The 23,042-nt window shown below is 35.1% G+C and carries 28 protein-coding genes; 7 read left to right on the top strand and 21 right to left on the bottom strand.

The window, feature by feature from the left end; translation table 11 throughout:
* Window positions 1–39 precede the first annotated feature (39 nt).
* Window positions 40–555: a hypothetical protein gene (locus C8P67_RS08960; protein WP_147298213.1), complete on the bottom strand. Its 516-nt coding sequence runs from the start codon at window positions 553–555 to the stop codon at window positions 40–42.
* Between the two features lie 169 nt (window positions 556–724).
* The gene (locus C8P67_RS08955; protein WP_115812498.1) at window positions 725–1,264 is read right to left on the bottom strand and encodes an STM3941 family protein; all 540 of its coding nucleotides are present in this window, start codon (window positions 1,262–1,264) and stop codon (window positions 725–727) included.
* 460 nt (window positions 1,265–1,724) lie between these two features.
* On the opposite strand from C8P67_RS08955, the gene C8P67_RS08950 reads away from it, so the two are divergent.
* Complete coding sequence (locus C8P67_RS08950; protein ID WP_115812496.1) at window positions 1,725–2,573, top strand: NAD(P)H-hydrate dehydratase; 849 nt, start codon at window positions 1,725–1,727, stop codon at window positions 2,571–2,573.
* A 117-nt stretch (window positions 2,574–2,690) separates the two neighbouring features.
* Here the strand turns inward: C8P67_RS08950 and C8P67_RS08945 are convergent, their stop codons facing one another.
* Together C8P67_RS08945 and C8P67_RS08940 are read right to left on the bottom strand one after the other, a co-directional pair.
* On the bottom strand, window positions 2,691–3,170 hold the full coding sequence (locus C8P67_RS08945) for a hypothetical protein (RefSeq protein WP_115812494.1): 480 nt from the start codon (window positions 3,168–3,170) through the stop codon (window positions 2,691–2,693).
* Window positions 3,171–3,240: 70 nt separating this feature from the next.
* Window positions 3,241–3,558, bottom strand: coding sequence for a hypothetical protein (locus tag C8P67_RS08940; protein WP_115812492.1), 318 nt, complete (start codon window positions 3,556–3,558; stop codon window positions 3,241–3,243).
* A gap of 273 nt (window positions 3,559–3,831) precedes the next feature.
* Between C8P67_RS08940 and C8P67_RS08935 the strand changes: the two genes are divergently transcribed.
* Window positions 3,832–4,350: a hypothetical protein gene (locus tag C8P67_RS08935; protein WP_115812490.1), complete on the top strand. Its 519-nt coding sequence runs from the start codon at window positions 3,832–3,834 to the stop codon at window positions 4,348–4,350.
* A gap of 97 nt (window positions 4,351–4,447) precedes the next feature.
* Here C8P67_RS08935 and C8P67_RS08930 read toward each other — a convergent pair whose 3' ends face one another.
* Complete coding sequence (locus C8P67_RS08930; protein ID WP_115812488.1) at window positions 4,448–6,550, bottom strand: beta-galactosidase; 2,103 nt, start codon at window positions 6,548–6,550, stop codon at window positions 4,448–4,450.
* Between the two features lie 207 nt (window positions 6,551–6,757).
* Here C8P67_RS08930 and C8P67_RS08925 point away from each other — a divergent pair, with 207 nt between their 5' ends.
* Together C8P67_RS08925 and C8P67_RS08920 are read left to right on the top strand one after the other, a co-directional pair.
* Window positions 6,758–7,552, top strand: a complete 795-nt coding sequence (locus C8P67_RS08925; protein WP_115812487.1) for a HipA family kinase — start codon at window positions 6,758–6,760, stop codon at window positions 7,550–7,552.
* On the top strand, window positions 7,530–7,913 hold the full coding sequence (locus C8P67_RS08920) for a DUF3037 domain-containing protein (RefSeq protein ID WP_115812485.1): 384 nt from the start codon (window positions 7,530–7,532) through the stop codon (window positions 7,911–7,913). The genes C8P67_RS08925 and C8P67_RS08920 overlap by 23 nt, the downstream gene beginning before the upstream one ends.
* A 117-nt stretch (window positions 7,914–8,030) precedes the next feature.
* Here C8P67_RS08920 and C8P67_RS08915 read toward each other — a convergent pair whose 3' ends face one another.
* From C8P67_RS08915 to C8P67_RS08905, 3 genes are all read right to left on the bottom strand, one after another.
* The gene (locus tag C8P67_RS08915) at window positions 8,031–9,101 is read right to left on the bottom strand and encodes a DNA topoisomerase IB (RefSeq protein ID WP_115812484.1); all 1,071 of its coding nucleotides are present in this window, start codon (window positions 9,099–9,101) and stop codon (window positions 8,031–8,033) included.
* Window positions 9,102–9,112: 11 nt separating this feature from the next.
* Window positions 9,113–9,421: a hypothetical protein gene (locus C8P67_RS08910; RefSeq protein ID WP_115812482.1), complete on the bottom strand. Its 309-nt coding sequence runs from the start codon at window positions 9,419–9,421 to the stop codon at window positions 9,113–9,115.
* A gap of 213 nt (window positions 9,422–9,634) precedes the next feature.
* Window positions 9,635–9,925: a YciI family protein gene (locus C8P67_RS08905; RefSeq protein ID WP_115812480.1), complete on the bottom strand. Its 291-nt coding sequence runs from the start codon at window positions 9,923–9,925 to the stop codon at window positions 9,635–9,637.
* Window positions 9,926–9,942: 17 nt separating this feature from the next.
* Here C8P67_RS08905 and C8P67_RS22515 point away from each other — a divergent pair, with 17 nt between their 5' ends.
* A complete protein-coding gene (locus tag C8P67_RS22515; protein ID WP_449403985.1) occupies window positions 9,943–10,275 on the top strand; it encodes a hypothetical protein in 333 nt (110 codons plus the stop codon).
* Here the strand turns inward: C8P67_RS22515 and C8P67_RS08895 are convergent.
* Window positions 10,250–10,915 (bottom strand): hypothetical protein, encoded by a 666-nt coding sequence (locus C8P67_RS08895; protein WP_115812476.1) that lies wholly within the window; start codon window positions 10,913–10,915, stop codon window positions 10,250–10,252. The two genes, C8P67_RS22515 and C8P67_RS08895, sit on opposite strands and share 26 nt — an antisense overlap.
* A 199-nt stretch (window positions 10,916–11,114) precedes the next feature.
* Here C8P67_RS08895 and C8P67_RS08890 point away from each other — a divergent pair, with 199 nt between their 5' ends.
* Window positions 11,115–11,462 (top strand): hypothetical protein, encoded by a 348-nt coding sequence (locus C8P67_RS08890; protein ID WP_147298212.1) that lies wholly within the window; start codon window positions 11,115–11,117, stop codon window positions 11,460–11,462.
* A 76-nt stretch (window positions 11,463–11,538) separates the two neighbouring features.
* Here the strand turns inward: C8P67_RS08890 and C8P67_RS08885 are convergent, their stop codons facing one another.
* Window positions 11,539–11,964, bottom strand: coding sequence for a VOC family protein (locus C8P67_RS08885; protein WP_115812471.1), 426 nt, complete (start codon window positions 11,962–11,964; stop codon window positions 11,539–11,541).
* Between the two features lie 592 nt (window positions 11,965–12,556).
* On the opposite strand from C8P67_RS08885, the gene C8P67_RS08880 reads away from it, so the two are divergent.
* The gene (locus tag C8P67_RS08880) at window positions 12,557–13,939 is read left to right on the top strand and encodes an MFS transporter (RefSeq protein WP_115812469.1); all 1,383 of its coding nucleotides are present in this window, start codon (window positions 12,557–12,559) and stop codon (window positions 13,937–13,939) included.
* 610 nt (window positions 13,940–14,549) lie between these two features.
* Here the strand turns inward: C8P67_RS08880 and C8P67_RS08875 are convergent.
* The 11 genes from C8P67_RS08875 to C8P67_RS08825 all read right to left on the bottom strand — a co-directional run bounded on the left by C8P67_RS08875 (window position 14,550) and on the right by C8P67_RS08825 (window position 23,029).
* Window positions 14,550–15,131, bottom strand: a complete 582-nt coding sequence (locus C8P67_RS08875; protein ID WP_115812467.1) for a hypothetical protein — start codon at window positions 15,129–15,131, stop codon at window positions 14,550–14,552.
* Window positions 15,115–15,903: an alpha/beta hydrolase gene (locus tag C8P67_RS08870; protein WP_115812465.1), complete on the bottom strand. Its 789-nt coding sequence runs from the start codon at window positions 15,901–15,903 to the stop codon at window positions 15,115–15,117. The genes C8P67_RS08875 and C8P67_RS08870 overlap by 17 nt, the downstream gene beginning before the upstream one ends.
* An 87-nt stretch (window positions 15,904–15,990) precedes the next feature.
* The gene (locus C8P67_RS08865; RefSeq protein ID WP_115812463.1) at window positions 15,991–16,605 is read right to left on the bottom strand and encodes a Crp/Fnr family transcriptional regulator; all 615 of its coding nucleotides are present in this window, start codon (window positions 16,603–16,605) and stop codon (window positions 15,991–15,993) included.
* A gap of 337 nt (window positions 16,606–16,942) precedes the next feature.
* Window positions 16,943–17,422, bottom strand: a complete 480-nt coding sequence (locus C8P67_RS08860; RefSeq protein ID WP_115812461.1) for a hypothetical protein — start codon at window positions 17,420–17,422, stop codon at window positions 16,943–16,945.
* Between the two features lie 84 nt (window positions 17,423–17,506).
* Window positions 17,507–17,743: a hypothetical protein gene (locus C8P67_RS08855; protein ID WP_115812459.1), complete on the bottom strand. Its 237-nt coding sequence runs from the start codon at window positions 17,741–17,743 to the stop codon at window positions 17,507–17,509.
* Between the two features lie 47 nt (window positions 17,744–17,790).
* A complete protein-coding gene (locus C8P67_RS08850; protein WP_115812457.1) occupies window positions 17,791–18,270 on the bottom strand; it encodes a hypothetical protein in 480 nt (159 codons plus the stop codon).
* A 106-nt stretch (window positions 18,271–18,376) separates the two neighbouring features.
* Window positions 18,377–18,742, bottom strand: a complete 366-nt coding sequence (locus C8P67_RS08845) for a hypothetical protein (protein WP_147298211.1) — start codon at window positions 18,740–18,742, stop codon at window positions 18,377–18,379.
* A gap of 139 nt (window positions 18,743–18,881) precedes the next feature.
* Complete coding sequence (locus C8P67_RS08840; protein ID WP_115812453.1) at window positions 18,882–19,520, bottom strand: hypothetical protein; 639 nt, start codon at window positions 19,518–19,520, stop codon at window positions 18,882–18,884.
* Between the two features lie 34 nt (window positions 19,521–19,554).
* The gene (locus tag C8P67_RS08835) at window positions 19,555–20,310 is read right to left on the bottom strand and encodes a restriction endonuclease (protein WP_115812451.1); all 756 of its coding nucleotides are present in this window, start codon (window positions 20,308–20,310) and stop codon (window positions 19,555–19,557) included.
* 320 nt (window positions 20,311–20,630) lie between these two features.
* Entirely contained in the window at window positions 20,631–21,920 is a 1,290-nt protein-coding gene (gene thrC / locus C8P67_RS08830) for a threonine synthase (RefSeq protein WP_115812449.1), read from the bottom strand.
* Between the two features lie 188 nt (window positions 21,921–22,108).
* On the bottom strand, window positions 22,109–23,029 hold the full coding sequence (locus tag C8P67_RS08825; protein WP_115812447.1) for a homoserine kinase: 921 nt from the start codon (window positions 23,027–23,029) through the stop codon (window positions 22,109–22,111).
* Window positions 23,030–23,042: the final 13 nt, after the last annotated feature.

Here is a 23,042-nt window from a genome sequence, read left to right as displayed (position 1 = left end):
AAGCCACCTAAATCCTATACAGCAGTCATGCATTCGTAATTATTCCTCGTTTGTGTTTTCATCTTTTCTAACAATACTAAATATCAATGTGATAATCATTAATAGTGTTAATAAAAAGAATTCTTTCCAAACTGACTTCTTACAAATATTATAATCACTTAGTTTTAATAATTCAGAATTATTTTTCCTAATAGCAAAAGAAAACACTTCTTTCTCATTTGTTATTTTTTCATATAGAGTTGATTCCTTATTCGTCAGAAATGATATTGAATCTCTAAATTTCATATTCTCAAATCGACTCAAATTTAAGTTTTGCAAACCGCAAGTTTTTATCGTAAAATTAGTTGGTGTTCCCACAATTTTAAAATCGAGTGAAGGGACATTGTCTCCTGTAGATTTGTAATAAATTGGCAGTCCAGCTAGTTCAGCTTTAATTTCAATTAAGTTTTCACTGTCAATTAAATTGGGTTTAGAAAAAATAAAACATGTATATCCCAAATAGAACAATAATATAAATATCCACAAAAAAGTTGTTTTTTTATTTTTTCTCATCATGACGCCTAACGTTCTGGCACTACAGCGGGTTTGGGACTAAATTAAGCCCATTCTTCGGATTTGCCAAATCATCCCAAATACAAAACTATCTTTCCATTAAGCCAAATACCCAAATCCGTTTAGTGGCTGTTACCTGCTGTTTTTTTATTCAATTTTCTTCGGAGTTGGACTATATCGTAATATTCGAACGGTCGGAATTATGTTTTTCAAATTCTTCCTTTAATATTTTCTCTAATTTATTTAAATCGCAATTCAATAAACTTGATGAAACTGTAATTGGAGTACCGTAGATTTTAGTATTTGATTTCATAAGGAATGCCTGAAATTTGCTTTCTGCTTTTTCAATGTATTTTTCAGGGTTATTCACATTAATTAGAATCAACCTGTTGTTTGTTTTAATTTCTTCAATGTCTTCCCATTCAATTAATCCAGTCTTAACCAAATTTGAATTGTCTAATATTCCAAAATCATCAACTGTTAGGCTAATTTTATTTTCGTATTCTTTGATTATAAGAACTAATGTTACCCATCCAAACAATAAAAAACCAATAAGTCCAACGATTTTGATAAAAAATATATTTCTAAAAATAGGTGAAATAAAATAAGTCGGATAAAGATATAATGGTATAAATGCTGAAGTAAATATAATACAACCTATAATCGAAAAATAAATCTTCTTTCTACTACTTTTAAATTCCATTTTATTCATCTATTCAATTATTCATGTTTTTTTAAAGTGTTTATTGTCTGCTATAATTATCTAGTTATTTTGCTAGACGTTCTTTTTCTGCAAAATAGCAGGTAACTACTTTATATGTGTCATAAAATGACACCAATCTATACATATTGGGTTGGTTTTATGCTACAAAAACAACTTTTTAGTATTCAGCTAATTTAGTTTTTTTGAGTAAATAATTGTAAGTGTATTTTGAATATTTCTTAAAATAATAATCCTCTCATTTTTCTTAAAAGTTGTGGTGATTTGCGTGAGGGATAGGCGGAAGCTACCGAAGTAGCCCAGATAGCCCGACCGCAGCAGGGATAGGGGCTGTGTACTCGTAACAGTGATTTAGCCCCTTTTCCTGCTGGGGTCACGCCCAGAAAAGTTAAAGTTTACTATTTGAAATTTGAGTTTTAGAATTTTGTACTTTTAATAGAAAATCAATCTTATGAATACTCCAATTTCAATTGATAGAAACGAAATTTTAAAACGCTATGAACCTATTGCGAAGCATACGCACAAAGGCCTGCAGGGACACGCTCTGATAATTGGCGGGAGTTATGGAAAGATAGGAGCGGTGTGTCTGGCCGGAAAAGCGGCGCTAAAAACAGGCTGCGGACTTGTAACTGCTTTTGTGCCGGAGTGTGGTTATCAGATTGTTCAAATTTCAAATCCCGAACTAATGGTAATAACCGATGCTGATGAAAAACATCTTTCGGATATTGATTTTGATTTAAAACCAAATGCCATCGGAATCGGTCCTGGAATGGGACTGCATACTGAAACTCAGAAAGCGTTTCATGATTTTTTGTCGAATACAAGTGTCCCAATGGTTATTGATGCTGATGCTTTGAATATTTTGGCGTACAATCCGTCTTGGATGGCGTTGGTTTCGCCTAGAACCATTTTGACACCGCATCCCAAAGAATTGGAACGGCTGATTGGTAAATGGAATTCGGAGGCTGAAATGTTTCAAAAAACTATTGCTTTTTCGTTAGTCAATCAGGTGATTATTGTGATGAAAGGAGCGCCAACCTATACTATTGACGGCGAAACGGTTTACCTAAATACTACTGGAAATGCTGCGCTGGCAACTGCCGGAAGCGGTGATGTGCTGACAGGAATAATTACCAGCCTTTTGGCACAGTCGTATAAACCTTGTGATGCGGCTATATTAGGTGTTTATCTCCACGGACTGACCGCTGATATTGCTTTGCCCGAAACAGGTTATCAGTCTTTTGTCGCTTCATCTATTATTGAGTATCTTGGGAAAGCGTATTTGAGTTTAGATGTTTAATCGTTTAATTGTTTAATTGTTTTTTGCGGGAAAGCATACTCTATGTTTTGATTGATTAAGGACAAAAAAAAGACAAGCTGTTAACTTGTCTTTTCGAGTTTTATAAAAAATTGCCGTTTAATAATTGTATGCAACAGCTTCTAATTTAGAATCGGTTTGATTGGTAATCACAACAAAAGGAAAACCTTGTTCTGCAGCTTGTTTTTTGATTCTGGTTGAAGCATCTGCAATCCAATCTGATTTCATCTGTCCTTTTGGCTTGTGGATTGTAGTTTTCAAAGCAGTTCCCTGATGCAGACCATTGGCTTGGCTGTTTGTTATTATCTGCACATTTTTATATCCGGTTTTACCAGAAACATCTGCTTTGTGATTGTCAACAAGTATCGAATTTGTTTTTTTATCGATTATTTTGTCAATAGCAAAAAGGCTTATTTCTTTCACAGCACTGTTTCCAGGAAGCGAATAAAAAACGGTGTTATCTTTTGTAGTAACATAATTTACTTCTAGTTTTTCTCCATTTTGTTTTACAATAATGTGAGAATCAGCAAATATCAAAGAGGTAAATAAAGCAAGTGCAAGTGTGAATATCGTTTTCATATGTATGTTTGAATTTAGATTTAATTGTATAAAAGTTTGTTCCAAACCCAATAGGTTTCGAAAGCTGATTTTAAGCAAATAAATAAAATTCAGGAGGCGGATTTGATAAATCCAAAAATACTGATTGTGGTATGGCATCCACTTTGCTAAAGTGCAGTTCAGTCGAAGGTATACTATGAAAAGGAATACTGAAAGGAGCTGGAAAATCTAAAACAATTTCAAATGTTTTTTCTTCCACTTCTGATTTTCCTTCCGGCAATGCTTCTTTTTTATCAGCAGTTTTTCTTTCGGTAGCCGTTTTTATAATTGTAGAAACAGACGGCGCTGCCCAAGTAAGGGTGAGCAGTAAGCAAAGGGTGTAAAATGCTATTTTGCGTGCTGTTTTCATATTGGTAAATTTATAGGAAAGTCCAATAAAATCAAAGGTTTTAACAGAATTTTGACTATTTAGAGCAGTGATATTTGAAGGCTCAGAAAAGGGTCTTGATTTGAGAATGATACCCTCATAAAAATAGGGGTATTATTTAAAATGATTGTAAAATTTAAACTTTACCCCTAGTTAAATTCTGCTGCGATGCTTAACTTGGAAATTAATAAAACTTCTATAACTGTCAATAATTGATTTTGATGCTAATTTTTTCGAAAGAAGTTATCGAAAATTATGAAAAACAGCCTTGGCTTGCATTTTGATATTTTATATTTGTCCTGTCAATTGCATTTGAAAGGAATGGAAACAAAAAAACATATAATGAAGAAGCTGTTCTTTATAGCAGCTGTGATTTTTTTACTGCATAGTTGCAACAAAAGGGAGAGCAAAACCTTTAGAAAATTTTACAAAGCTTCAAAAGGAGATTCAACAGCTTTCCTGTCAATGGTCTTTACAGAAAATACTTTTTATGGAGAATATGAAATCCGATACGGTCTTTTAGGAAAAGATTCTGGAGCCGTTCGCGGTAATCGTATTGGTGATACTTTGCGGGGCGATTTCTGTTACAGATCGTATGGTGGTGATATAAAAAGAGCGCCTTTTGTTTTGTTGGAAAGTAATCAAAAACTAAAACAGGGAACAGGATTAATTTCGACTTATATGACCATACCTTTCTATGTAAAAGGAACATTAGAATTTAAAGATTCGAACTTTTTATTTGAACCAATAGATAAAAGCCAATTTGGGAAATGATTTTTTGAGTTACAAATAAAACCATTTTTTTACCATTAAGATAGTAAGAAAAATTAAGCTTAATGATTCTTAATATCTTAATGGTAAATTTTTTTAATTAATTTTTATATTTCCAAACCAATACATCTGCGGTTTTCATCGATGGTGTTCCGATGATAATTTCAGTGTTTGTTGGAAGTTTCATTTCATACACTTTGTCAGAATAATTTACAGCGATTCCGAAACCATCTCGGTATTCCACTGTAACGCCCTCTGGGTAATTTTCAATCGGAATATTCTGCTGTTTGTATAATTTAGTCAGCACCTGTTTTTCAAGATCTCCTTTTTTTGAATCAACACCAACATAAGTCACGGTTCCTTTTCCCAATTTGCGGGAAGTAACGGCAGGAGTTCCAGCATAGAAATCACCTTGAAAAGTTCCCCATACATCTGTTGCTTTGTTAGGCTTCAGTAAATCGCCCCAGCTTGTCCAAGTAAATTCCTGATCGTTGAATTTAATTTTATCTGGAGATTGAGGCATTAATAAATCGTAGGATTCAATTTCAGAACCAATGAGTTTCCACATTGGCTGATAAAATTTAGCTTCCCAGAGATGGCCTTTGCGGTTTTGGATTCCTGTGCGGCAGCTCAATACTAAGTTTCCTCCTTTTTCAGCGTATGCAGTCAGTTTATCAATCATCTGCTGGTCAATCATTTGGTAAGCAGGAACAATTAGTACAGGATAATTCGAGAAATTTGTGGTATCACGTACAAAATCTACAGGAGCTCCAAATGATTTTACGGCCTTATAGTATTTGGTAAAATGGTCTATTGTGTTCCATTGGTTGGTCTGCCTGTTTAATTCAATCCCCATCACGTTATCAGCATTGAATAAAATTCCGGTTTTGCGCTGCAGGTAATCTTTTGGCAGCTGTGCTTTTGCATCGTATTTTTTGCGGAGCGTATTAATGTCTTTGATGAACTGGCTAAATTCCAATCCACCCGTAGTTGGAGTAACACCGTCGGTTCCTACGATTCCATAATGAAACTGTTCGTAGCCGTATAAAGGCGCGCGAAAGCGGTACGTGCAGGTGAACTTGCTTCCACCGGCAAAAACATTCCAGAGCCATAAACGCATGGCTCCAGGCAGTGGTTGCGGATTGATGCTTCCCCAGTTTACTTGTCCTGGCTGTAATTCCATCACACCATAAACTCCTTTTATTGGTCTGAAAAAATCATTGGACATTGGAATACGGGAATACTCGCCAACGCGATAGCCTTTTGGACCAATGCCAAGATCACTGCCGTAAACCATATATCTGGTATAGCTTACAAAGTCTAATTCCTTGCTCTGTCCTACATACCCCACATCATACATCGGAATATAATTGGAAGTAATCCACTGATTTGGATTTGAGAATTTACGGATTTCTTTGGCCTGATCGTCCAAGAAGGTTGCAGTTTCATTATCGGCAAAACGATAATGATCAAGCTGTGAGTGCAGATTCATTCCCCACTCAGCATGCAGCGGAATGTTGATTTCGTCAAAACTGCTGTAAGTGCCGCTCCAGAAGTTGTTTCCCCAAGCTTCGTTGAGAGTGCTAATAGTTTTATATTTTTCTTTTAACCAATCACGGAATCTTTGCGGAGCATCTTTCCCATAATCCAGAAAACGGCGCGGTTCATTATCAACCTGCCAGCCCATAATACGTTTGTCATTGCCGTATCTTTTGGCCAATTCGGCAATCATTTTCATAGAGTAGGAGCGGTAGTAGTTACTGGAAAAAGTGGCATGCTGGCGTGTTCCATGATCCATTTTGGTGCCGTCTTCATTGGTCGCAAGTACTTCAGGATGTTTGCGGACAAGCCATACAGGAGGCGTAGCGGTCGAAGTACACATAATAACTTTTAGATGATATTTTTCGGCAAGTTCCAATGATTTATCAAGCCATTTGAAATCGTATTTACCCTCTTCCGGTTCCAGTTGTGCCCAAGCAAATTCTCCAAAATGAGTGAATTCAAATCCCATTTTTTCCATGTTTTGAAAGTCACGTTCCCATTGCGAAGGATCCCAATGTTCAGGATAATAATAAACTCCCACAGAAGTTAAATCTTTTGCAGGGAAAAATTTCTCTAATTTTTGTGCAAATGAATTAGTGCCTAAAAGAAGCACTACAGCCAGAAAGCACTGCTGATACAATGCTGTAAGTTTATATTTCATAAGAAAATATTTAGAAGTGTATGAATTACAAATATAAGTTTTTTGAAGAATGCTAAGGGGGAGAAAACCGTTTAATTGAAGGGGTAAATAGTTTAATTACATAATGATTTTCATAATTTAATTAAATTTTAGAATCTGAGTTTCTTTGCAGATTAGCATCTCAAAAGAAAATAGTTATTTGTAAGTTTGTAGTTCATGAATTGAATTATGAGAAAACCACTTGAATTAAGAACCGTAAATGTTATGCGCTACATTTCACCGTTGCGGGAAGGCGGTTCATTGCCGGCTCTTGCTGAAGCTGATGATGATTTTAAATATGTTTTAAAATTTAGAGGTGCCGGACATGGCGTAAAAGCTTTAATCGCCGAATTGATAGGCGGTGAAATCGCAAGAGTTCTAAACCTAAAAATGCCCGAACTGGTGTTTGCTAATCTCGATGAAGCTTTTGGACGCACTGAAGCCGATGAGGAAATTCAGGACTTGCTGCAGGGCAGTCAGGGGCTGAATCTGGCACTGCACTTTTTGTCGGGAGCGATTACTTTTGATCCAGTGGTGACAAAACTTCCTGCGGATTTAGCTTCGCAGATTGTCTGGCTGGATGCTTTTATTACGAATGTTGATCGTACGTTCCGAAATACAAATATGCTTATTTGGCACAAAGAATTATGGCTTATCGATCACGGTGCGTCGCTGTATTTCCATCATTCCTGGAACAGCTGGGAAACGCATGCCAAAAGTCCTTTCGCATTGATAAAAGACCATGTTTTATTGCCGGAAGCAAGTCTGTTAAAAGAAACTGATGATGCTTTTAAAAAAATACTCACGAAAGAAATCCTGCAGGATATTGTCAATTATATCCCCGAAGACTGGCTCCATTGGGAAGACAGCGAGCAGACTCCAGACGAAATCAGAGCTGTTTACTTTCAGTTTTTATGGACTAGATTGAATCATTCAGAAATTTTTATAAACGAAGCCGAAAATGCAAGAGAAAAACTTATATGAGTACGCCGTTATCCGCGTTGTGCCAAGGGTGGAGCGCGAAGAATTCCTGAACGTAGGCATTATTCTGTTTTGCAAAAAAACAAAATACATAAAGATGCTGTATTCAGTCAATGAAACTAAATTACTTATGTTTTCAGAAGATTTCGATTTGGAACAGCTTGAACTGAATTTAGAATCTTTTCAGAAAATTGCCCACGGAGGCAGAGCAGGCGGTCCTATCGGTGAGTTTGATATTCCGTCCCGTTTTCGATGGTTAACAGCTATCCGAAGTTCAGGGATTCAGACTTCAAGACCGCATCCAGGATTTTGTACTGATTTGGATGCAACCATTCAGCGATTGTTTGAAGAGTTGGTTTTGTAATCGTATTTCAAACTAACTACTAAAAATGGTTTGCCACAGATTAAAAAGATTCACACAGATTTAATCAGTGGAAATCCTTTTAATCTGTGGCAAATAAAAAAAACTTTATTATTTCTATTAACAATAAACTTCCGCAATTGCTTCATTCTCCAGTAATTCAATTAAAGCGTTTTCTTCAGGACGCAATTCAGAATTATTAGAATTGGGCTGGTATTTCCAAATAGTACCTTTTTCAAATGAAGCAATCACCGTTGGATGCACATAATATTTTTTGCAAACAGTGCGTGTGTTTCCTAGTTTGGAAGCTACTTCATCGAGAACCTCAATCGTTTTTCGTTTACAGTCGGTTTGGTTTTCGGCGGGAGTCATTTTTTGAAAAGCAGTCAACGCATTGACAGTTCCTGACCATCCCCGAAAATCTTTAGCGGTAAAATCCTCTTGTGTTATTTCTTTGAGATAATTATTGACATCTGCCGATCCAATTGCGTGATGGTTACCATTATCATCGTAATATTGGAATAAATCCTGACCAGGAATGTCCCTGCATTTTTTTACAAGATTAGCGAGTTTTCTGCTCCCAAGGCTGATTTTATGTGTTATGCCTTTTTTTCCAACGAAATTAAAATAGATTTTGGAATCCCTAAACTTTACGTGTTTGTCTTGCAGAGTAGTCAGTCCAAAGGAACCGTACAGCTTTTTATACGATTCATTTCCAATTCGGATATTGGTTTCTTCTATTAATCTGATGACCAGCGCCATCACTTTTTCATACGGAAGCCCGCTTCGTTTTAAGTCCTTATCGACTTGTTTGCGTATCAATGGCAAAGCATTGGCAAAACTGCGGAGTCGGTAAAATTTGGATTGATTCCGAATTTTATTCCATTGCGAATGATACCGATATTGTTTTCTTCCTTTGGCATCAATACCGGTAGCCTGAAGATGACCGTTGTCATAAGGAGAAATCCAGACCGTCTGCCAAGCGGGCGGAATCACAAGTTTCGTAATTCTCTCGAGTACTTGTTTGTCACGCACAACTTTTTTGTAATGATCGACAAATATAAAACCGTCATTTTTTATCAGGCGGTAATAGCCGGTATTGGTATTTATGGCATAGCGCAGCCCAATGGATTTGGCAGCAATTTTAGAATCTCTCCCTATTTTTTCGAGTTTAGACTGCAGGCGCTTCATCCCAAAAGTAATTAGAATTGCTGTTCTTTGCCTTTTATGGCCAAATCATTCAAAACCAATGCTGCACTCTTATCTGCCGAAGCCGCTAAGCCAGCCACATATACACCTTTTTCGCCAGTAATTGATTTTATTCCGAATACCGTAGCTTCATCGCCAGGATCTGATTCTCCTTCGTAGCGATAAATATGCACGATTTCAAAATCGTTGGGATTATTTATGATTTTAGACTCCTGAATATTAAAATCTATCATAAAACCTTTTTCCTTTAATTCTTCCAATGCTTTCGAAACTGTCGTATAATGATACATCCTCTTTTCCATGATTTCCTTTTTTAAGTAGAACATAAAATTAACTTCGTCAATGCTTTTTCGACTTATAGAATTATCAATAAGTATTGCAAAATTATGCGGTGGAGGAGGAGATGAATGCTCAGGAATATTTTGTCATCGCTGAGCAGAAGATTTTTGTTTTTGATACCTCTTTCTGAAGGACACTTTCGTGTAAAACGTATTTTAGGCAAGGCAGTAAAAAAACTATTTTTCTATAAAAACAGCAAAATCTTCATCATATTTGGATGGTATTACTTCGGTAATATCAAAATTAGCGATTTCGTTCTGATAAAAAGGATCCTGCTCAATGATTTTCTGCAGTTCATCTCTATTCACGTTCCGAGCTAAAATAACGCCGCCTGTTCTTGGATTTTTCTTTCCCGAGAAAATAAATTTCTTTTCAGAATAATATTTGTCCAAAAACTGAAGATGTGGTTCGATAAATTTGTCGACCTCACTCGGGTCTTTTTTATACGATAATGAAACGATAAACATATGGTGAGTTTTAAATAATGATTGTATTAATTGCCTGCTACCTTGATTTCATAGCCTTAATCAGTTTATTATTGCGTTTGTCGGCTCTGGAGTTCTGCAGTGATATAACTGCCCAAATAGCTGCCGGAATCCAGCCGATTAAAGTTATCTGCAGGATTAAGCACAGAATAGACGTTAGTATTCGGCCTCGTAAAAAGAAGGAAAGAAACGGAAAAAATATTGCGATTAATGTCATTATTTTTTTGATTTGTCCAAATGTATCAAATTACGGTAACCTTTACAAATACAAAATCAATTGTTTAGCTGCAGTTATTGACTATTTTCTTATTCGATTACCTGCTGTAATTTGATTTTAGAATCTACTTTTCGGTTCCAGTAAATGATATATAAAGTTCCTATAATCGATGGAGTCATCCAGGCGATTAAATTTCCCAATCCTAATCCCGCAACAATAAAAGCGGTAATGGAAGCAATCAATGCGCCAACCATTTTGCCGATATGTTTGGTCAGCCAGCTGTTTTTTGTGGTTGTGAAATTTTTAAAAAAGATAAAATCTTTAACGGTCATATACAATCCGAAACCGCCGAAGAAAGCAAACAAAACTCCATTTGCTACAGCATTGACAACGCAGTAAATCCCAATCAAAATCATGATAATTGAAGAAAACATCATGATTCCCGAAATCAATTTGTCGGTAAGATCAGCTTGTGTTTTTGATTTAAATTTGAAACTTATTGCTCTATTTCCTGCAAGTACAAGATAAATAGTAAATATCCCGATTAGAAATAAAAATAAGTTTTGGTGTTTTGGCATGAAACAAATAGGCAGTGACAGCAGTGAACTTGTTATCATCCCGATGGAGAATAGTCTGCCCATTCTTCGATGTAGCTTTTGTCCTTTTTTGACGATTATACTCCCAATTCCTGTGATTAATCCAAGTCCGCCAAAAAAGGCATGGATGTAAATTAAAATCTTGATAGCTTGTTCCATTTTTTGTTTTGATAAGTTCAACGGTTCAAACTTCGTGAGAAAACTTCACTTTATGAAAATTTTATTCCTGAATTGTATGTTTTTTTGGATGAGCTGTAAAAAAGCAGAAAATATATTTTGTAAGCAGATTGCGGATTTGTAATGCGTGCCTGCTCTAATTGTTCTTGTGTTTACGTTCGTAACGCTTACAATAGCGGGAGTGAGAACCTTAAGTAAAGTTGCTCCAACTGTAAATACGAATGCTATATTCATAAATGCGAATGCTCTATTTATAAATGCGAATGCTATATTCATAAATTCGGATGCTCTATTCATAAATGCGAATGCTTTATTTATAAATGCGAATGCTATATTTATAAATACGAATGCTATATTCATAAATTCGGATGCTCTATTTATAAATGTGAATGCCATAACTATAAATGAAGTAGCTAAAACACTAAATCAGGTTGTTCTTTCAGTAAACGGACGAAGTAAAATAAATAACGTAATCATGATTCCTCGTTCCTCAGCAATGACGAACTGCAGGTATAACCTAACGAATTAAATTCAAATCTTGCGTTCACGAGCGTGACGCTCGCACTAGCGGGGAATGATGACTGATTTCTATTTATATATTTTTGCTATTTTTTTGGATTAAAATCAATCATCCATTCAATACCATATTTATCTCTAAACATACCAAAATAAGATCCCCATGGACTGTCGCCAATAGGGTACTCAATAGTACCTCCGGCTGAAAGTCCGTTAAATAAATGATCAGCTTCTTCACGACTTTCTGCGGTAATTGCCATTTTAGATCTGTTTTCATTTTCGTTTACTTTGCCTAATATTTCTGGAACATCATTGGCTATTAAAATATTATTCCCAATGGGTAAGGTAATATGCATTATTTTATTTGCCTCATTATCTGAAACTGGATTTTCAGAACTTGCAATATCTTTAAAACGGATGATTGTTGCAAACTCTCCGCCAAATACTGATTTATAAAATAGAAATGCTTCTTCGGCATTTCCATTGAAGTTAATAGAAGGATTGATAATTGCCATAGTTTAATTTTTTAAGTTGATTTTTTATTCTAATTTGATAAATTATAGATAACAATAACTGGGATTTTCCCCGTAGATTAAAATTATAAAAAAACGACTGAAATTATTCGGTCGTTTAATGTTTTCTTCAATAATAATCTAACGTTGGGGGAATCTCACATATAATTCCGCAATCAAAATCCAATATTTGTCGAGTATCTAATAATTCTTAGGAATGACAAACTGTGTGTAAAAATCTAATGAATTCAATACTATGTCCGCCTATCGGGTTGTACGTTACTCAGAAACATTCGACCCCGCTGGGGTCATTATCAAAAATCGAATATTATTTCTGTAAACATTAGACCTCTCTGAGGTCAAAAAAAACTTTACATTAATGACATTGCACTCGTGCTAGCGGGGAAGGCTGTTGAAATTTACCTAAATTAATATACTTACGTATAAATACTTAATTTTTTTCTAAAAACTGCGTTTTGGCAGTTTTTGTTCCAAACAAAGCTCTTAATTTTGCTTTGTAAATAAGTAAAATACTTAGACGTAAGTTTGAAGCTTAGAAAAATTAAAAAATACTAAACGATAAAATTTTTTTGATATGAGTTCAATTTCAACAAATCAACCGCTTTCGAGTTTAAACATTTTTAGTGGCAAAGGAGTTCAAATGCGTACCTTCCACATTACATGGTTAACATTTTTCTTTTGCTTTTTTGCATGGTTTGGTATGGCATCACTTATGCCAATCGCTAAAGAGCAATTGCACCTGACAAAAGACCAATTGGGTAACATTCAAATTGCGTCGGTATCGGCAACTATCATCGCCAGATTATTAATAGGCCGATTGGTAGATAAATTTGGACCAAGACTAATTTATACATGGTTATTAGCGATTTGCTCCATACCAGTCTTGCTAATTGGTACTTCACAAACTTATGAAAGTTTCCTATTTTTTAGATTAGCTATTGGAGTTATTGGAGCTTCTTTTGTTATCACACAATTTCATACTTCAGTAATGTTTGCCCCATCTATTAAAGGAACTGCCAACGCTACTGCAGGAGGATTCGGTAATGCAGGTGCTGGTTTAGCTAATATTACCATGCCTCTTATTGCAGCTGGATTTGTGGGATTAGGAGTGTGTACTAAAGAGGATAGCTGGAGATATGCTATGATTGTTCCTGGAGTAATGTTATTGGTTTTTGCTTTTTTATATTTCAGATTTACCAAAGATTTGCCAAATGGTAATTATAAAGAACTTGGAATAGAAACAGAGAATAAAGAAAATACATTTATGCTGGCTGTAAAGGATTATCGTACTTGGGTTTTGACCATTGCTTATGCAGCTTGTTTTGGAGTTGAAATCACTATTGATAATTTTGCCCCAATTTATTTTACAGATACTTTCGGCGCTAGTTTGAAAACAGCAGGAATTTGTGCAGGTATTTTTGGATTGATCAATATTTTTGCAAGACCATTAGGAGGGATTGTTGCCGACAAAGTAGGTAAAAGTTATGGTTTTTCGGGAAAAAATTTATTGCTTGCGTTACTGCTTCTTATAGAAGGTGTAGGCGTTATTTTCTTTGGAATGACAAATCAATTAGGGCTTGCAATCTTTTTAATGTTTTTGTTTGGAATGAGTTTAAAAATGGCAAATGGAGCAACCTATAGTCTTGTGCCTTTCGTAAATCCAAAAGCAGTAGGTAGTGTTGCCGGAATTGTAGGAGCAGGCGGGAATATTGGAGCAATGTTGATTGCTTTCTTGTTCAAAGCTAAAGCTGTTAAATTTACTAAAAATGTAATTGACGAAAGCGGAATATCACAAACTAAGGATTTAATTGATTACACTAGTGCTTTTTATGTATTAGGATTCATTATTTTATTTACAGGAGTTGTAGTTTTGGCAATAAAACTTTTAGTTAAAGATAAAGAAGAAGAGAAATTACCTGCAGCTGCGAATTTAGCGTATCAAACAGTAAAATCTTAAATATATAAAAACAAAAAAGTATATGTTTTTGTATAAAAAGAAAGGCTCTCTGGATAAAGAGAGCCTTTCTTTTTTTTTATGTTTTACAGTTTTTTTGTCGCAAAAATAGTTTTATAGCTTGTCTTTGAAGGAAGGGATTGTATCTGCGCTATCGGATTAATTTTTAGGAGCAGAAAATTCATTTTCATAAAAAATTCAGTCCTGCTTTTCGTTGCACACGAGCGATAGCGAACTGACGAAGTAATCGGGGCTAAGCGAGAAATTTAGTTTTTCATATTTTTTTGCCATTGTAGTCGTTAGCGCTGGTGCGAGCGTCCCGCTCGTACGCACAATCCTGCGTTCACGTGCCTGCTGCTCGCCTAGCAGAGGACTTTTTTAACATCCCAATAATCCTCAAACTTGTCATTCCGACGTAGGAGGAATCTCCGCAAGTAATTCCGTAATCAAAATCCCTAATCTTTGTCGAGTTTCTAACGGAGATTGCTTCGCTAATTCGCTTTCGCTCGTGTCCTCGTTCCTCAGAATGACAAACTATGTGTAAAAATCTAATGAATTCAATTCGTTGCGTTCACGAGCGTGACGCTCGCGCTAGCGGGAGAGAATGCTCTAACTAATTAGCAAAAGTTTTAGTCCATCCTATTCCAAATTGATAACCTGATTGTGCTTTGTCATCTATTAAAGGTAAAAAACCATACAGACCGATATAATTGGTGTCATTTATCTTATATTTTGGAGCAAAAAGTAAACCATAATTTATAAATGCTTCATTGTTCGAATAATCTATTTCGAATCCTGCACGTTCATTTACTAAGGTTCCCTTCGTATATGCAAAACTGGCACCCACTGGGATTTCAAAATTGAGCTGTACTTTGCCGAAATTTAAAGAATAGCCTAAATTTATTGTCGGTATCAACCGCATATCAACATCATTTTTTAAATAAGCTAATGGTTCTGATTCGCCTTTAAAATCAAAATAAGCTGCAAATGACATTCCTAATGTAAAATAATGTTTGTGCTGGGATAAAGGCACGGTATATTTACTATATATACCATAATAGATAGTTTCATCGCCGGCAATAATTGCCCCTCCTTCTAGCGAATTATTGTTTTTTCTGCCGTTTTGAGAGAAAGCAAAATTGCAATACAATAAAATAAAAATAACAAGAACGGTTTTTCTAATTGCTAAATACATAATCTAATCCTTTTTTAAATCCTTCATTAGCTGCTTCTGAATGGCCGCTTTTTTTTATATACTCTGATTTGTGCTTAAAGTTTGAAAAAGACCTGCTGTCTAATATTTTATTCATTTGCTCAAACGATCCCAGTGAAACACCTCCTTCTAAGGTTCCCATACCATTGAAAAATTTTACGGGCAGATCCGTATGTGTAGCTGCATATTTTTTTTCGTATTCGAAAATTATGCCCGAATCATACCAATAAGATGTTCCAATAGCCACAAATTTGTCAAAGGGATTTGACAGTCTGTCCTTGGCCATAACATACTGTGTAAATAACCCGCCAAAGGAGTTACCAATTAATGTTTTATTGTTAGACTTGTCTATATTATATCTTGCTTCTAATTCAGGAATTAATTCCTCTTTTAAAAACAAATAAAAATTGTCAGCCCCGCCTGAACCTTTTTCATATACTGTGGGTGTGTAGTCTCTATTTCGTTCTTTACCATTGCCAATACCAATAAATACAGATGGCGGCATACTGCCATTCTGGACTTTATTTGAAATTAACTCAGAAATAGTATTGAATTGGAAATCACCATCTAAACCAATTACTAATTGATTAATGGGTTCCGAACTATAATTTTGTGGCAGATACACATAAATAACGTAATCTTCTTTATGTATGGTTGATTGTAAGACAAACTGCTCCGTAGTGCCAATAATCTCAAAATCGTCAGCTTTACTACAGCTGATAAATAAAAATAGTAGTAATAATGAATACCGCATATGTATAAAGTTTAATATTTTTTTTACAAAAATAAAGTAACTCTATACAGTAAAACTTATTCTAAATCAAGAAATTCAGATCAGGTGCTAAGTCTTTTTAAGGTATTTTTTCTTAACTCGACTATAAGTTTCAGGGGTTATACTGAGGTAGTTGGCAATTAGTTTTTGAGGAATTTCTTTTAAAAAGTCTTCCGATTTTGCGATTGAAAGCAAGAACATTTCAAATTTTTTATAAGCATTTTTATGCTGTAATACCAAGGATCTCTTTTCACGTTCCAAATGAACCTGTTCATATAATTTAGTGTAGATGTAACAGAAAGCATGATTTTCCAGTAACAATCTTTCAGCGTCCGATTTTTCGATAAATATAATTTCTACATCGGTAAGAGCTTCTTGTATTTGGTTTGAAGGTGAGTTTTCTACATAACTTGTAAAACAGTTATAGCTCATGCCGGCAAGCGAAAAATCGATTGTACATAAATTATCATCTACAATTACATATTGATGAACAGCACCTTTTAATACTAAACTGGTTTTAGTCTCAATTTGCCCAAAATCTAAAATTATTTCATTTTTTTTATAAGTACTCTTTTTGCAGACATTTGCAATGGGTTCAAAGTCTTCTTTTGAAATAGGGTGAACCTGATTAAAAAAATGAAATAAAATTTCCTTTTCTGATGATTGAATACTGCTGTGATTCATTTTGTTATATGTATACTATTAACGATTGCATCGCTGTTATTTTGCCAAATTCTTGTTTTAAAAATAAGCAAAAGGTTTTTCATTTTCTTCGAATTAAATACTTTTCGTTGCTTTCACGAGCGTGACGCTCGCGCTAGCTGGGCAGTAGTGTGTGCCCAATCAATTATATTATTCACAAAGTTTGTCATTCCGACGTAGGAGGAATCTCCGCAAGTAATTCCGTAATCAAAATCGCCCATCTTTGTCGAGTTTCTAATGGAGATTCCTCCTACGTCGGAATGACAAACTACACGTAAAACCTAATGAATTCAATTCAAAGTTTTAGATTTCTATTATTTTACAGCCATCTTTTTTCACTTCCAGTGGCATCAAGAATATCAATTTTAAAAATAGATTTGAACTTTTCTGCTACATTAAAAGCGTCTGTTTTATCTTGAGTTTTGTAAAAAGTAATATGCTTATTGCCTTTGTAAAAGAGATTCAATACAATTACATCACTCTGCATTGTGGTTTCCGCAGTTACAACTCTAATTGTTTGGTTTTCTTTAGTTTTAAAAACTGAAACGTATTCAAATTCTGGGCAAGGTTGCCATTTTCCAAAATGGGAACCGAATAATGATTTTATATTTCTATAGGTGTTATTCTGTAAATTGATTTCAGAACCTTCGGTCAACAAAAAGTTTATGCCTAATGTGAGAAAAATTGCTCCAAATATAATATTGAGTAATAAAAATGCATACAGACCAAAAAAAGATAGAGCGAACCCTAAAACTTTTTTAAATAATGGCACATCTTTTAAGTAGGTAATTGTATTCATAAATTTAGGATGTTTTGTTATGTCTTTTCGTTGCGTTCACGAGCGTGACGCTCGCGCTAGCGGGTACAGGTAAAGAAGTAAAGTTTATTTTTTGTTTTTTTGAGATTCAAAAAGATCCAATCTGTTTTTAATCCTTTCAACGATTTTTAAATCACTATCCCCATGAATGTCTCTTATGTTATAATTTGGATTTCTTGGATCTATGGTTTCCTGAAATTCATTAATGCCAAGATTAAAAAGTGCTTGCCCAAATCTTTGGCTTGGATTTTTTTCTAAATAAGACTGTATTAGGTTTAGTATAAGTTTGTGTTCTTCCTTCATTGACATGCTTCTAATTTTAAAATCATTTAAGTTTTTATATTGTGATATTATTCAAAAATACCCCATACATATTTTGAATCCACGATTGCGTTTGGATTTTCTTTTATTTTTTCCAAAAACAAATCAAATTTATCATAATTACTTCTAAGCCTATAATTTATTTGTTTGCCGGAATCATTGATGATTATTTCCCAAACTCTTCTTTCGTTAATTGTAATGGAAGTCCTCCGTACTTCGTTAATTGTAGAAAGAGCATGTTTAATTATAGGCTCTTTTAATTTTATGCGGTACAAATTATTGTCATCAAAATAAAAAACAGGCTTTGGAAATATATACATTTCCAAACCAAATAAAAAGTTTTTTGGACGAGCAGATATTCGTGTAAGTGTAAATAAATCAAGACCAGTTCTTCTTTTAAATTTAGCAGCTCTTTGTTCTTGGTAATGTTCAATCAAAGACAATATTCTTTTATAATTTAAAATTAAAATGATTATTACTGCTAAAAGAACTAGCGTTTTTATATTCATAATTGGTTTAAGGCTTTGTTTTTTTAATTGAAAATGTTAATAATAGTTGCTAGTGTGAGCGTCACGCTCGTGAACTTTCCTATTGGCATTTTGGTTACTGATAACTTTAATCAAGTAAAATTGTTGGGTTAAAAATTTCCTTTCTTTTTTTTAAAATGGTGTCAAACGCTATATTTTTCGGGTAATCTTTCTCAAAATATTCTTCTTCTGCGTTGTATATTTCTAAAATTTTGTTTTTGATTTCTGCATCTAGCTTTTTTAAATATTCATCACATAAACATAATGCAAATTCGCGTTTTGCTGATTCAAGTAACCATTGATTTGATATGAAATTATCTGGATCAGATTCATCTTGACCGCTTCCGTAATTCATGTATTCAATTTTACAGCCTCTAAAAGTTAGAGTTCTTTTTTCATCTTTTTGACAAGATAAAAGTAAAAGACAAAAAGTTAGAAATATGATTTTATTCATTTCGTTAAGTTTGGAATAATTTATATTTATCGTTCTTTTTTGTGATGAAGAAATTAGCTTTATGGTTTGTCTTTGAGGGCACGGATTGCAAATCCGCGCTATCATACGTGTGAGACATATTTGCGCGATCGGGTTTAGCTCAACTTTCAAAAATAGTCCAAGTAAGATTCGCTTGTTCCTCGATCTTAGATCTGTCTATCTTTTCAATAATTGATTTTCTATGTGCGGCACCACACATAAAAATTGCTGAATTGAAATGATTGTTGTTACAATATGAATATATATTCCGAATCATTGGGTTTTCGTAGGCTTCAATGTCTGCTTTAAGTATTTCGTTCACGTCATTGTCATTTAAAAGCTGACTTTCCAATACTCGAATTTCTTCCAAAAGAATGATGCTTTCTAAACTATTGAGAAATTTAAATCCATATTTCTCTGCTAAGAACTTGAAATTATTAATCAATTGTTGTCTTTCTCTATTTTGATGGACTATTTTGTTTTTTCTATTAAGAGCATCAGATAGACTATTTTCACACACGGGAACATATTCGAAAAGGATATTTGATTTATGATATTTCTGGATTGCGGCTATTTCCAATTTTTTATGATATACTCCATATGTGGAAAACAAATATCTTTCATATTCCGAATAAGTTTTTTCAACGGCCTCCAAAAAAATAACTTCAGGACTTAGTTTTTCGATAATTTTATATAGTTCTTCAGCGTTGCAGTTTCCAGTCTCCTCATGGATTGTGCTAATGAAAGTTATAGTATGCATGGATTTTGTTTGTTTTCTTATGCGCAGTTATAATTCAGTATCTTTCTAGCCAATATTTTATATCATTGAAATCTTTTAAATCTAATTGGTTTTCAATTTTCTTAGCTGTTTCCTGTGCATCTTTCGTAAAATAACTGGTTGTTACAATTATACTTTTAGAAGGTCTATCCAAGTATTGTACCCCGGCCACATCTCTAATTATTCCGACATCAATTTTGTGATCAGGTGAGTATCTTTTGCATTCTACGTACGCTAAAAAATTTGTTGCAGCTGTTCTAATATTAGCAATTATATCTCTACCACCGTCTCGAGTAGCTTTTGTTAATTCGACATCAAATCCCAAATCTTTGAAAATGCTGGCGATTAATTCTTCAAATTTTCGTGGATGCATTTCATATAATTTTGTTGGATTTCTTTTAAAATAATTTTTAACCACTTCATCCATGTCATTTATAATGGTAACAGATTTTGAATCGAATAAGGTCGAATGGTAGAGTATTTTTTCAATTTTACCAATTCGTGCTGATTCGCGCATTTTGGAGGTAATTTGATGAATTGCTTTTGTATCGCTTTCAATAGAAACAGAAACATCAACGAGTGCATAAGACCCATTTTCTTCTTTAGCTAATATAACATAGCTCCAGTCTTTATCATAATTATCGAGTAATACTGTCCCTATAATATTTGTTTCGTCATCTGCATACCAATAATGTTCAACGGCTGCAAATGTTGGGAATCTTTCAAATTCGTAATTATTAAATTTATTCTCGCTAATTGATTTTAATGCCATAGTTGTAAATATTAATGCATAACAGAGTATAATCGAAAGTTTATATGTTTTATTGCTTTCAAATATATGTTTTATTTCTTCCCAATTTTTAAAATTTCATATTGAATGATCGTCTTTTAAATTTTGATCAAAGAACGAATAAAACTCTAATTTAAAACCGACTACTTCTTAAATACACAAATCTCGTCCTAGCCCTGATGGAAGCGACATCCTGTGTGCCTAGGGTTCAGGCACACAGATACAGCGGACAGCAGGATTAGCTCCAAAAAAAAACGGCTGAAATAATTCTCAGCCGTTTTGTGTGTGTTGTTGTCAATTTGCTATCCCAAGAAAGCTTTCAATTCCTCATAAGTTGAAATTTTTACGCTTACTTTTTCCTTGTTCATAACGCTTTCGATTTGCTCAGGAAGAGGCAGGGTTACGCCCAAAGCAGGTTCTACCACGTCCAAGAACTTGATAGGATGTGCGGTTTCGAGGAAAACACCAATCGCGTTTGGAATGTTTTGCAGTTCTTTTTTCAATCCTAAATACCCAACGGCACCGTGCGGTTCTGCGATGTAGCCTCTCTCGTTATGAATGGCTTTTAGTGCCACCAAAGTTTCGGCATCATTAAAGGTGTACGAAGTGAAATCTTTTTTGAATTGCTCCAAATCGTTTTGGTACATTTCCTGAATACGAACGAAGTTGCTTGGATTTCCTACGTCCATAGCATTTGAAATCGTTGCGATAGACGGTTTTGGATCGTAAATTCCTTTTTCGAGGAATCTCGGCACCGTGTCATTCACATTGGTCGAAGCCACGAAATGCTCGATAGGTAATCCTAATTTTTTTGCAATGATTCCGGCACAAATATTCCCGAAGTTTCCGCTTGGACAAGAGAAAACCAATGGTTTGTTTTGGCTTTTTAATGCTTTGTAAGCAAAGAAAAAGTAAAACATTTGGGGCAGCCAGCGCGCAATATTAATCGAATTCGCAGAAGTCAATCGCATATGGTTCAGGCTTTCGTCAAGAAACGCTTTTTTGACCATGTCCTGACAATCGTCAAAAACACCGTCTACTTCCAGCGCGCGTATGTTTTGTCCCAAAGTCGTTAATTGTCGCTCCTGAATGTCGCTCACTTTTCCGGATGGGTAAAGGATCACTACATCAACGCCAGTAACACCCAGGAATCCGCTTGCTACAGCTCCTCCCGTATCGCCGGAAGTGGCAACAAGAACCGTGTTTTTGGCATCTTTATCGTCTTTGTTGAAATAACCCAGACAGCGCGACATGAATCTAGCTCCAACATCCTTGAAAGCCATCGTTGGACCGTGAAATAATTCAAGGGAATAGATTCCGTTTTCAACTTCCACCAAAGGGAAATCAAAGCATAAAGTCTCGGCTATGATTTGTTTTAAAGTGTCTGCCGGAATTTCGTCACCCACAAACTGTTTGATCGCTTCAAAAGCAATTTCCTCGTGTGATAAATTTTCGATATTCTCAAAAAAACTTGGTGCCAACGGCGTTAAGGTTTCCGGAAAATACAATCCTTTGTCGGTTGCCAATCCCTGAATTACCGCTTCCTGAAAAGAAACGTTTGGTGCATTATGGTTTAAGCTGTAATATTTCATTTTTTTATTTGCTTTAGGCTTTAGGCAGTAAGCTTTACGCTTTTTGCCTTTGTCAATAGTTTTTTGCTTTATGCTTTAGGCAATAAGCTTTACGCTTTTTTACCTTTGTCAATATTTTTTTGCTTTAGGCGATAGGCTTTACGCTTTTTAGTTAGCTTATTGCTTAAAGCTTACTGCCTACAGCGTCCTTAAAGGACACTAATTCCTTTGTCATTCACTTTAGAAACGTGAATTTCGTAAGGCAGATTCATTTCTTCGTATACGGCGCTCATGGCTTTGGCGATTTTATCGGCGTTTTCTTTTCCTTTGCTTAAAGCGAAAATAGAAGGACCAGAACCTGAAATTCCAGAACCCAAGGCTCCATTTTCATACGCTGTCTGCTTGATTAAATCGAATCCTGGAATTAGCATAGAGCGGATAGGTTCGATGATTTCGTCGTGTAGTGAACGTCCGATTAATTCGTAATCCTGAGTGTAAAGACCCGCAACCAATCCGCCTACATTTCCCCATTGGGTAATGGCGCTTTTTAGCGAAACGGTTTGTTTCAATACCGAACGAGCATCGGATGTTTTCAACTCGATTTGAGGATGAACAACCGTTGCATACAATTCAGAAGGGCTTTCGATTTTGATGATATCCAAAGGATTTGAACTTCTTACCAATGTAAAACCTCCCAAAAGGGCAGGGGCAACGTTATCGGCATGAGCGTTTCCGCTGGCTAATTTTTCTCCCTGCATTGCAAATTTTACCAATTCTTTTCGGGTGAAAGGTCTTCCCAATAATTCATTGATGCCAAAAACCGCACCGGCAGAACTGGCAGCACTGCTTCCGATGCCGCTTCCCGCTTTGATGTGTTTGTAGATTTCGATTTCGAAACCAAATTCGGTTTCGACTTCTTCAAGCATCGCCAAAGCTGCAACTCCGGAAACGTTGTTTTCGGTTTCCATTGGTAAATCAGCACCTACGATTTTGGTAATACGAACCCCCTTCACATCTGATTTACGGACAATCATTTCATCGCCTTGTGTAGCCAGACAAAGTCCGAGTACATCAAAACCGCACGAAAGATTCGCGATAGTAGCTGGGCAGAATATTTTTATTTCGTTCATTTTCTTTTAAGTT

The organism is Flavobacterium aquicola (assembly GCF_003385115.1).
Lineage (GTDB): Bacteria > Bacteroidota > Bacteroidia > Flavobacteriales > Flavobacteriaceae > Flavobacterium > Flavobacterium aquicola.
The sequence above is the reverse complement of the archived record's forward strand: the minus strand, read 5'-3'. Positions and strand labels throughout refer to the sequence as shown.

Coding starts and splice junctions, on each gene's coding strand:
- C8P67_RS08955 (WP_115812498.1), bottom strand. CDS start 1,264: ATGAATAAAATGGAATTTAAAAGTAGTAGAAAGAAGATTTATTTTTCG.
- C8P67_RS08935 (WP_115812490.1), top strand. CDS start 3,832: ATGAAAAACAGCCTTGGCTTGCATTTTGATATTTTATATTTGTCCTGT.
- C8P67_RS08885 (WP_115812471.1), bottom strand. CDS start 11,964: ATGGCAATTATCAATCCTTCTATTAACTTCAATGGAAATGCCGAAGAA.
- C8P67_RS08950 (WP_115812496.1), top strand. CDS start 1,725: ATGAATACTCCAATTTCAATTGATAGAAACGAAATTTTAAAACGCTAT.
- C8P67_RS08855 (WP_115812459.1), bottom strand. CDS start 17,743: ATGAAGGAAGAACACAAACTTATACTAAACCTAATACAGTCTTATTTA.
- C8P67_RS08945 (WP_115812494.1), bottom strand. CDS start 3,170: ATGAAAACGATATTCACACTTGCACTTGCTTTATTTACCTCTTTGATA.
- C8P67_RS08835 (WP_115812451.1), bottom strand. CDS start 20,310: ATGGCATTAAAATCAATTAGCGAGAATAAATTTAATAATTACGAATTT.
- C8P67_RS08870 (WP_115812465.1), bottom strand. CDS start 15,903: ATGCGGTATTCATTATTACTACTATTTTTATTTATCAGCTGTAGTAAA.
- C8P67_RS08840 (WP_115812453.1), bottom strand. CDS start 19,520: ATGCATACTATAACTTTCATTAGCACAATCCATGAGGAGACTGGAAAC.
- C8P67_RS08930 (WP_115812488.1), bottom strand. CDS start 6,550: ATGAAATATAAACTTACAGCATTGTATCAGCAGTGCTTTCTGGCTGTA.
- C8P67_RS08920 (WP_115812485.1), top strand. CDS start 7,530: ATGCAAGAGAAAAACTTATATGAGTACGCCGTTATCCGCGTTGTGCCA.
- C8P67_RS08905 (WP_115812480.1), bottom strand. CDS start 9,925: ATGTTTATCGTTTCATTATCGTATAAAAAAGACCCGAGTGAGGTCGAC.
- C8P67_RS08940 (WP_115812492.1), bottom strand. CDS start 3,558: ATGAAAACAGCACGCAAAATAGCATTTTACACCCTTTGCTTACTGCTC.
- C8P67_RS22515 (WP_449403985.1), top strand. CDS start 9,943: ATGATTGTATTAATTGCCTGCTACCTTGATTTCATAGCCTTAATCAGT.
- C8P67_RS08910 (WP_115812482.1), bottom strand. CDS start 9,421: ATGGAAAAGAGGATGTATCATTATACGACAGTTTCGAAAGCATTGGAA.
- C8P67_RS08880 (WP_115812469.1), top strand. CDS start 12,557: ATGAGTTCAATTTCAACAAATCAACCGCTTTCGAGTTTAAACATTTTT.
- C8P67_RS08845 (WP_147298211.1), bottom strand. CDS start 18,742: ATGAATAAAATCATATTTCTAACTTTTTGTCTTTTACTTTTATCTTGT.
- C8P67_RS08875 (WP_115812467.1), bottom strand. CDS start 15,131: ATGTATTTAGCAATTAGAAAAACCGTTCTTGTTATTTTTATTTTATTG.
- C8P67_RS08860 (WP_115812461.1), bottom strand. CDS start 17,422: ATGAATACAATTACCTACTTAAAAGATGTGCCATTATTTAAAAAAGTT.
- C8P67_RS08925 (WP_115812487.1), top strand. CDS start 6,758: ATGAGAAAACCACTTGAATTAAGAACCGTAAATGTTATGCGCTACATT.
- C8P67_RS08865 (WP_115812463.1), bottom strand. CDS start 16,605: ATGAATCACAGCAGTATTCAATCATCAGAAAAGGAAATTTTATTTCAT.
- C8P67_RS08960 (WP_147298213.1), bottom strand. CDS start 555: ATGATGAGAAAAAATAAAAAAACAACTTTTTTGTGGATATTTATATTA.
- C8P67_RS08850 (WP_115812457.1), bottom strand. CDS start 18,270: ATGAATATAAAAACGCTAGTTCTTTTAGCAGTAATAATCATTTTAATT.
- C8P67_RS08895 (WP_115812476.1), bottom strand. CDS start 10,915: ATGGAACAAGCTATCAAGATTTTAATTTACATCCATGCCTTTTTTGGC.
- C8P67_RS08915 (WP_115812484.1), bottom strand. CDS start 9,101: ATGAAGCGCCTGCAGTCTAAACTCGAAAAAATAGGGAGAGATTCTAAA.
- C8P67_RS08825 (WP_115812447.1), bottom strand. CDS start 23,029: ATGAACGAAATAAAAATATTCTGCCCAGCTACTATCGCGAATCTTTCG.
- thrC (WP_115812449.1), bottom strand. CDS start 21,920: ATGAAATATTACAGCTTAAACCATAATGCACCAAACGTTTCTTTTCAG.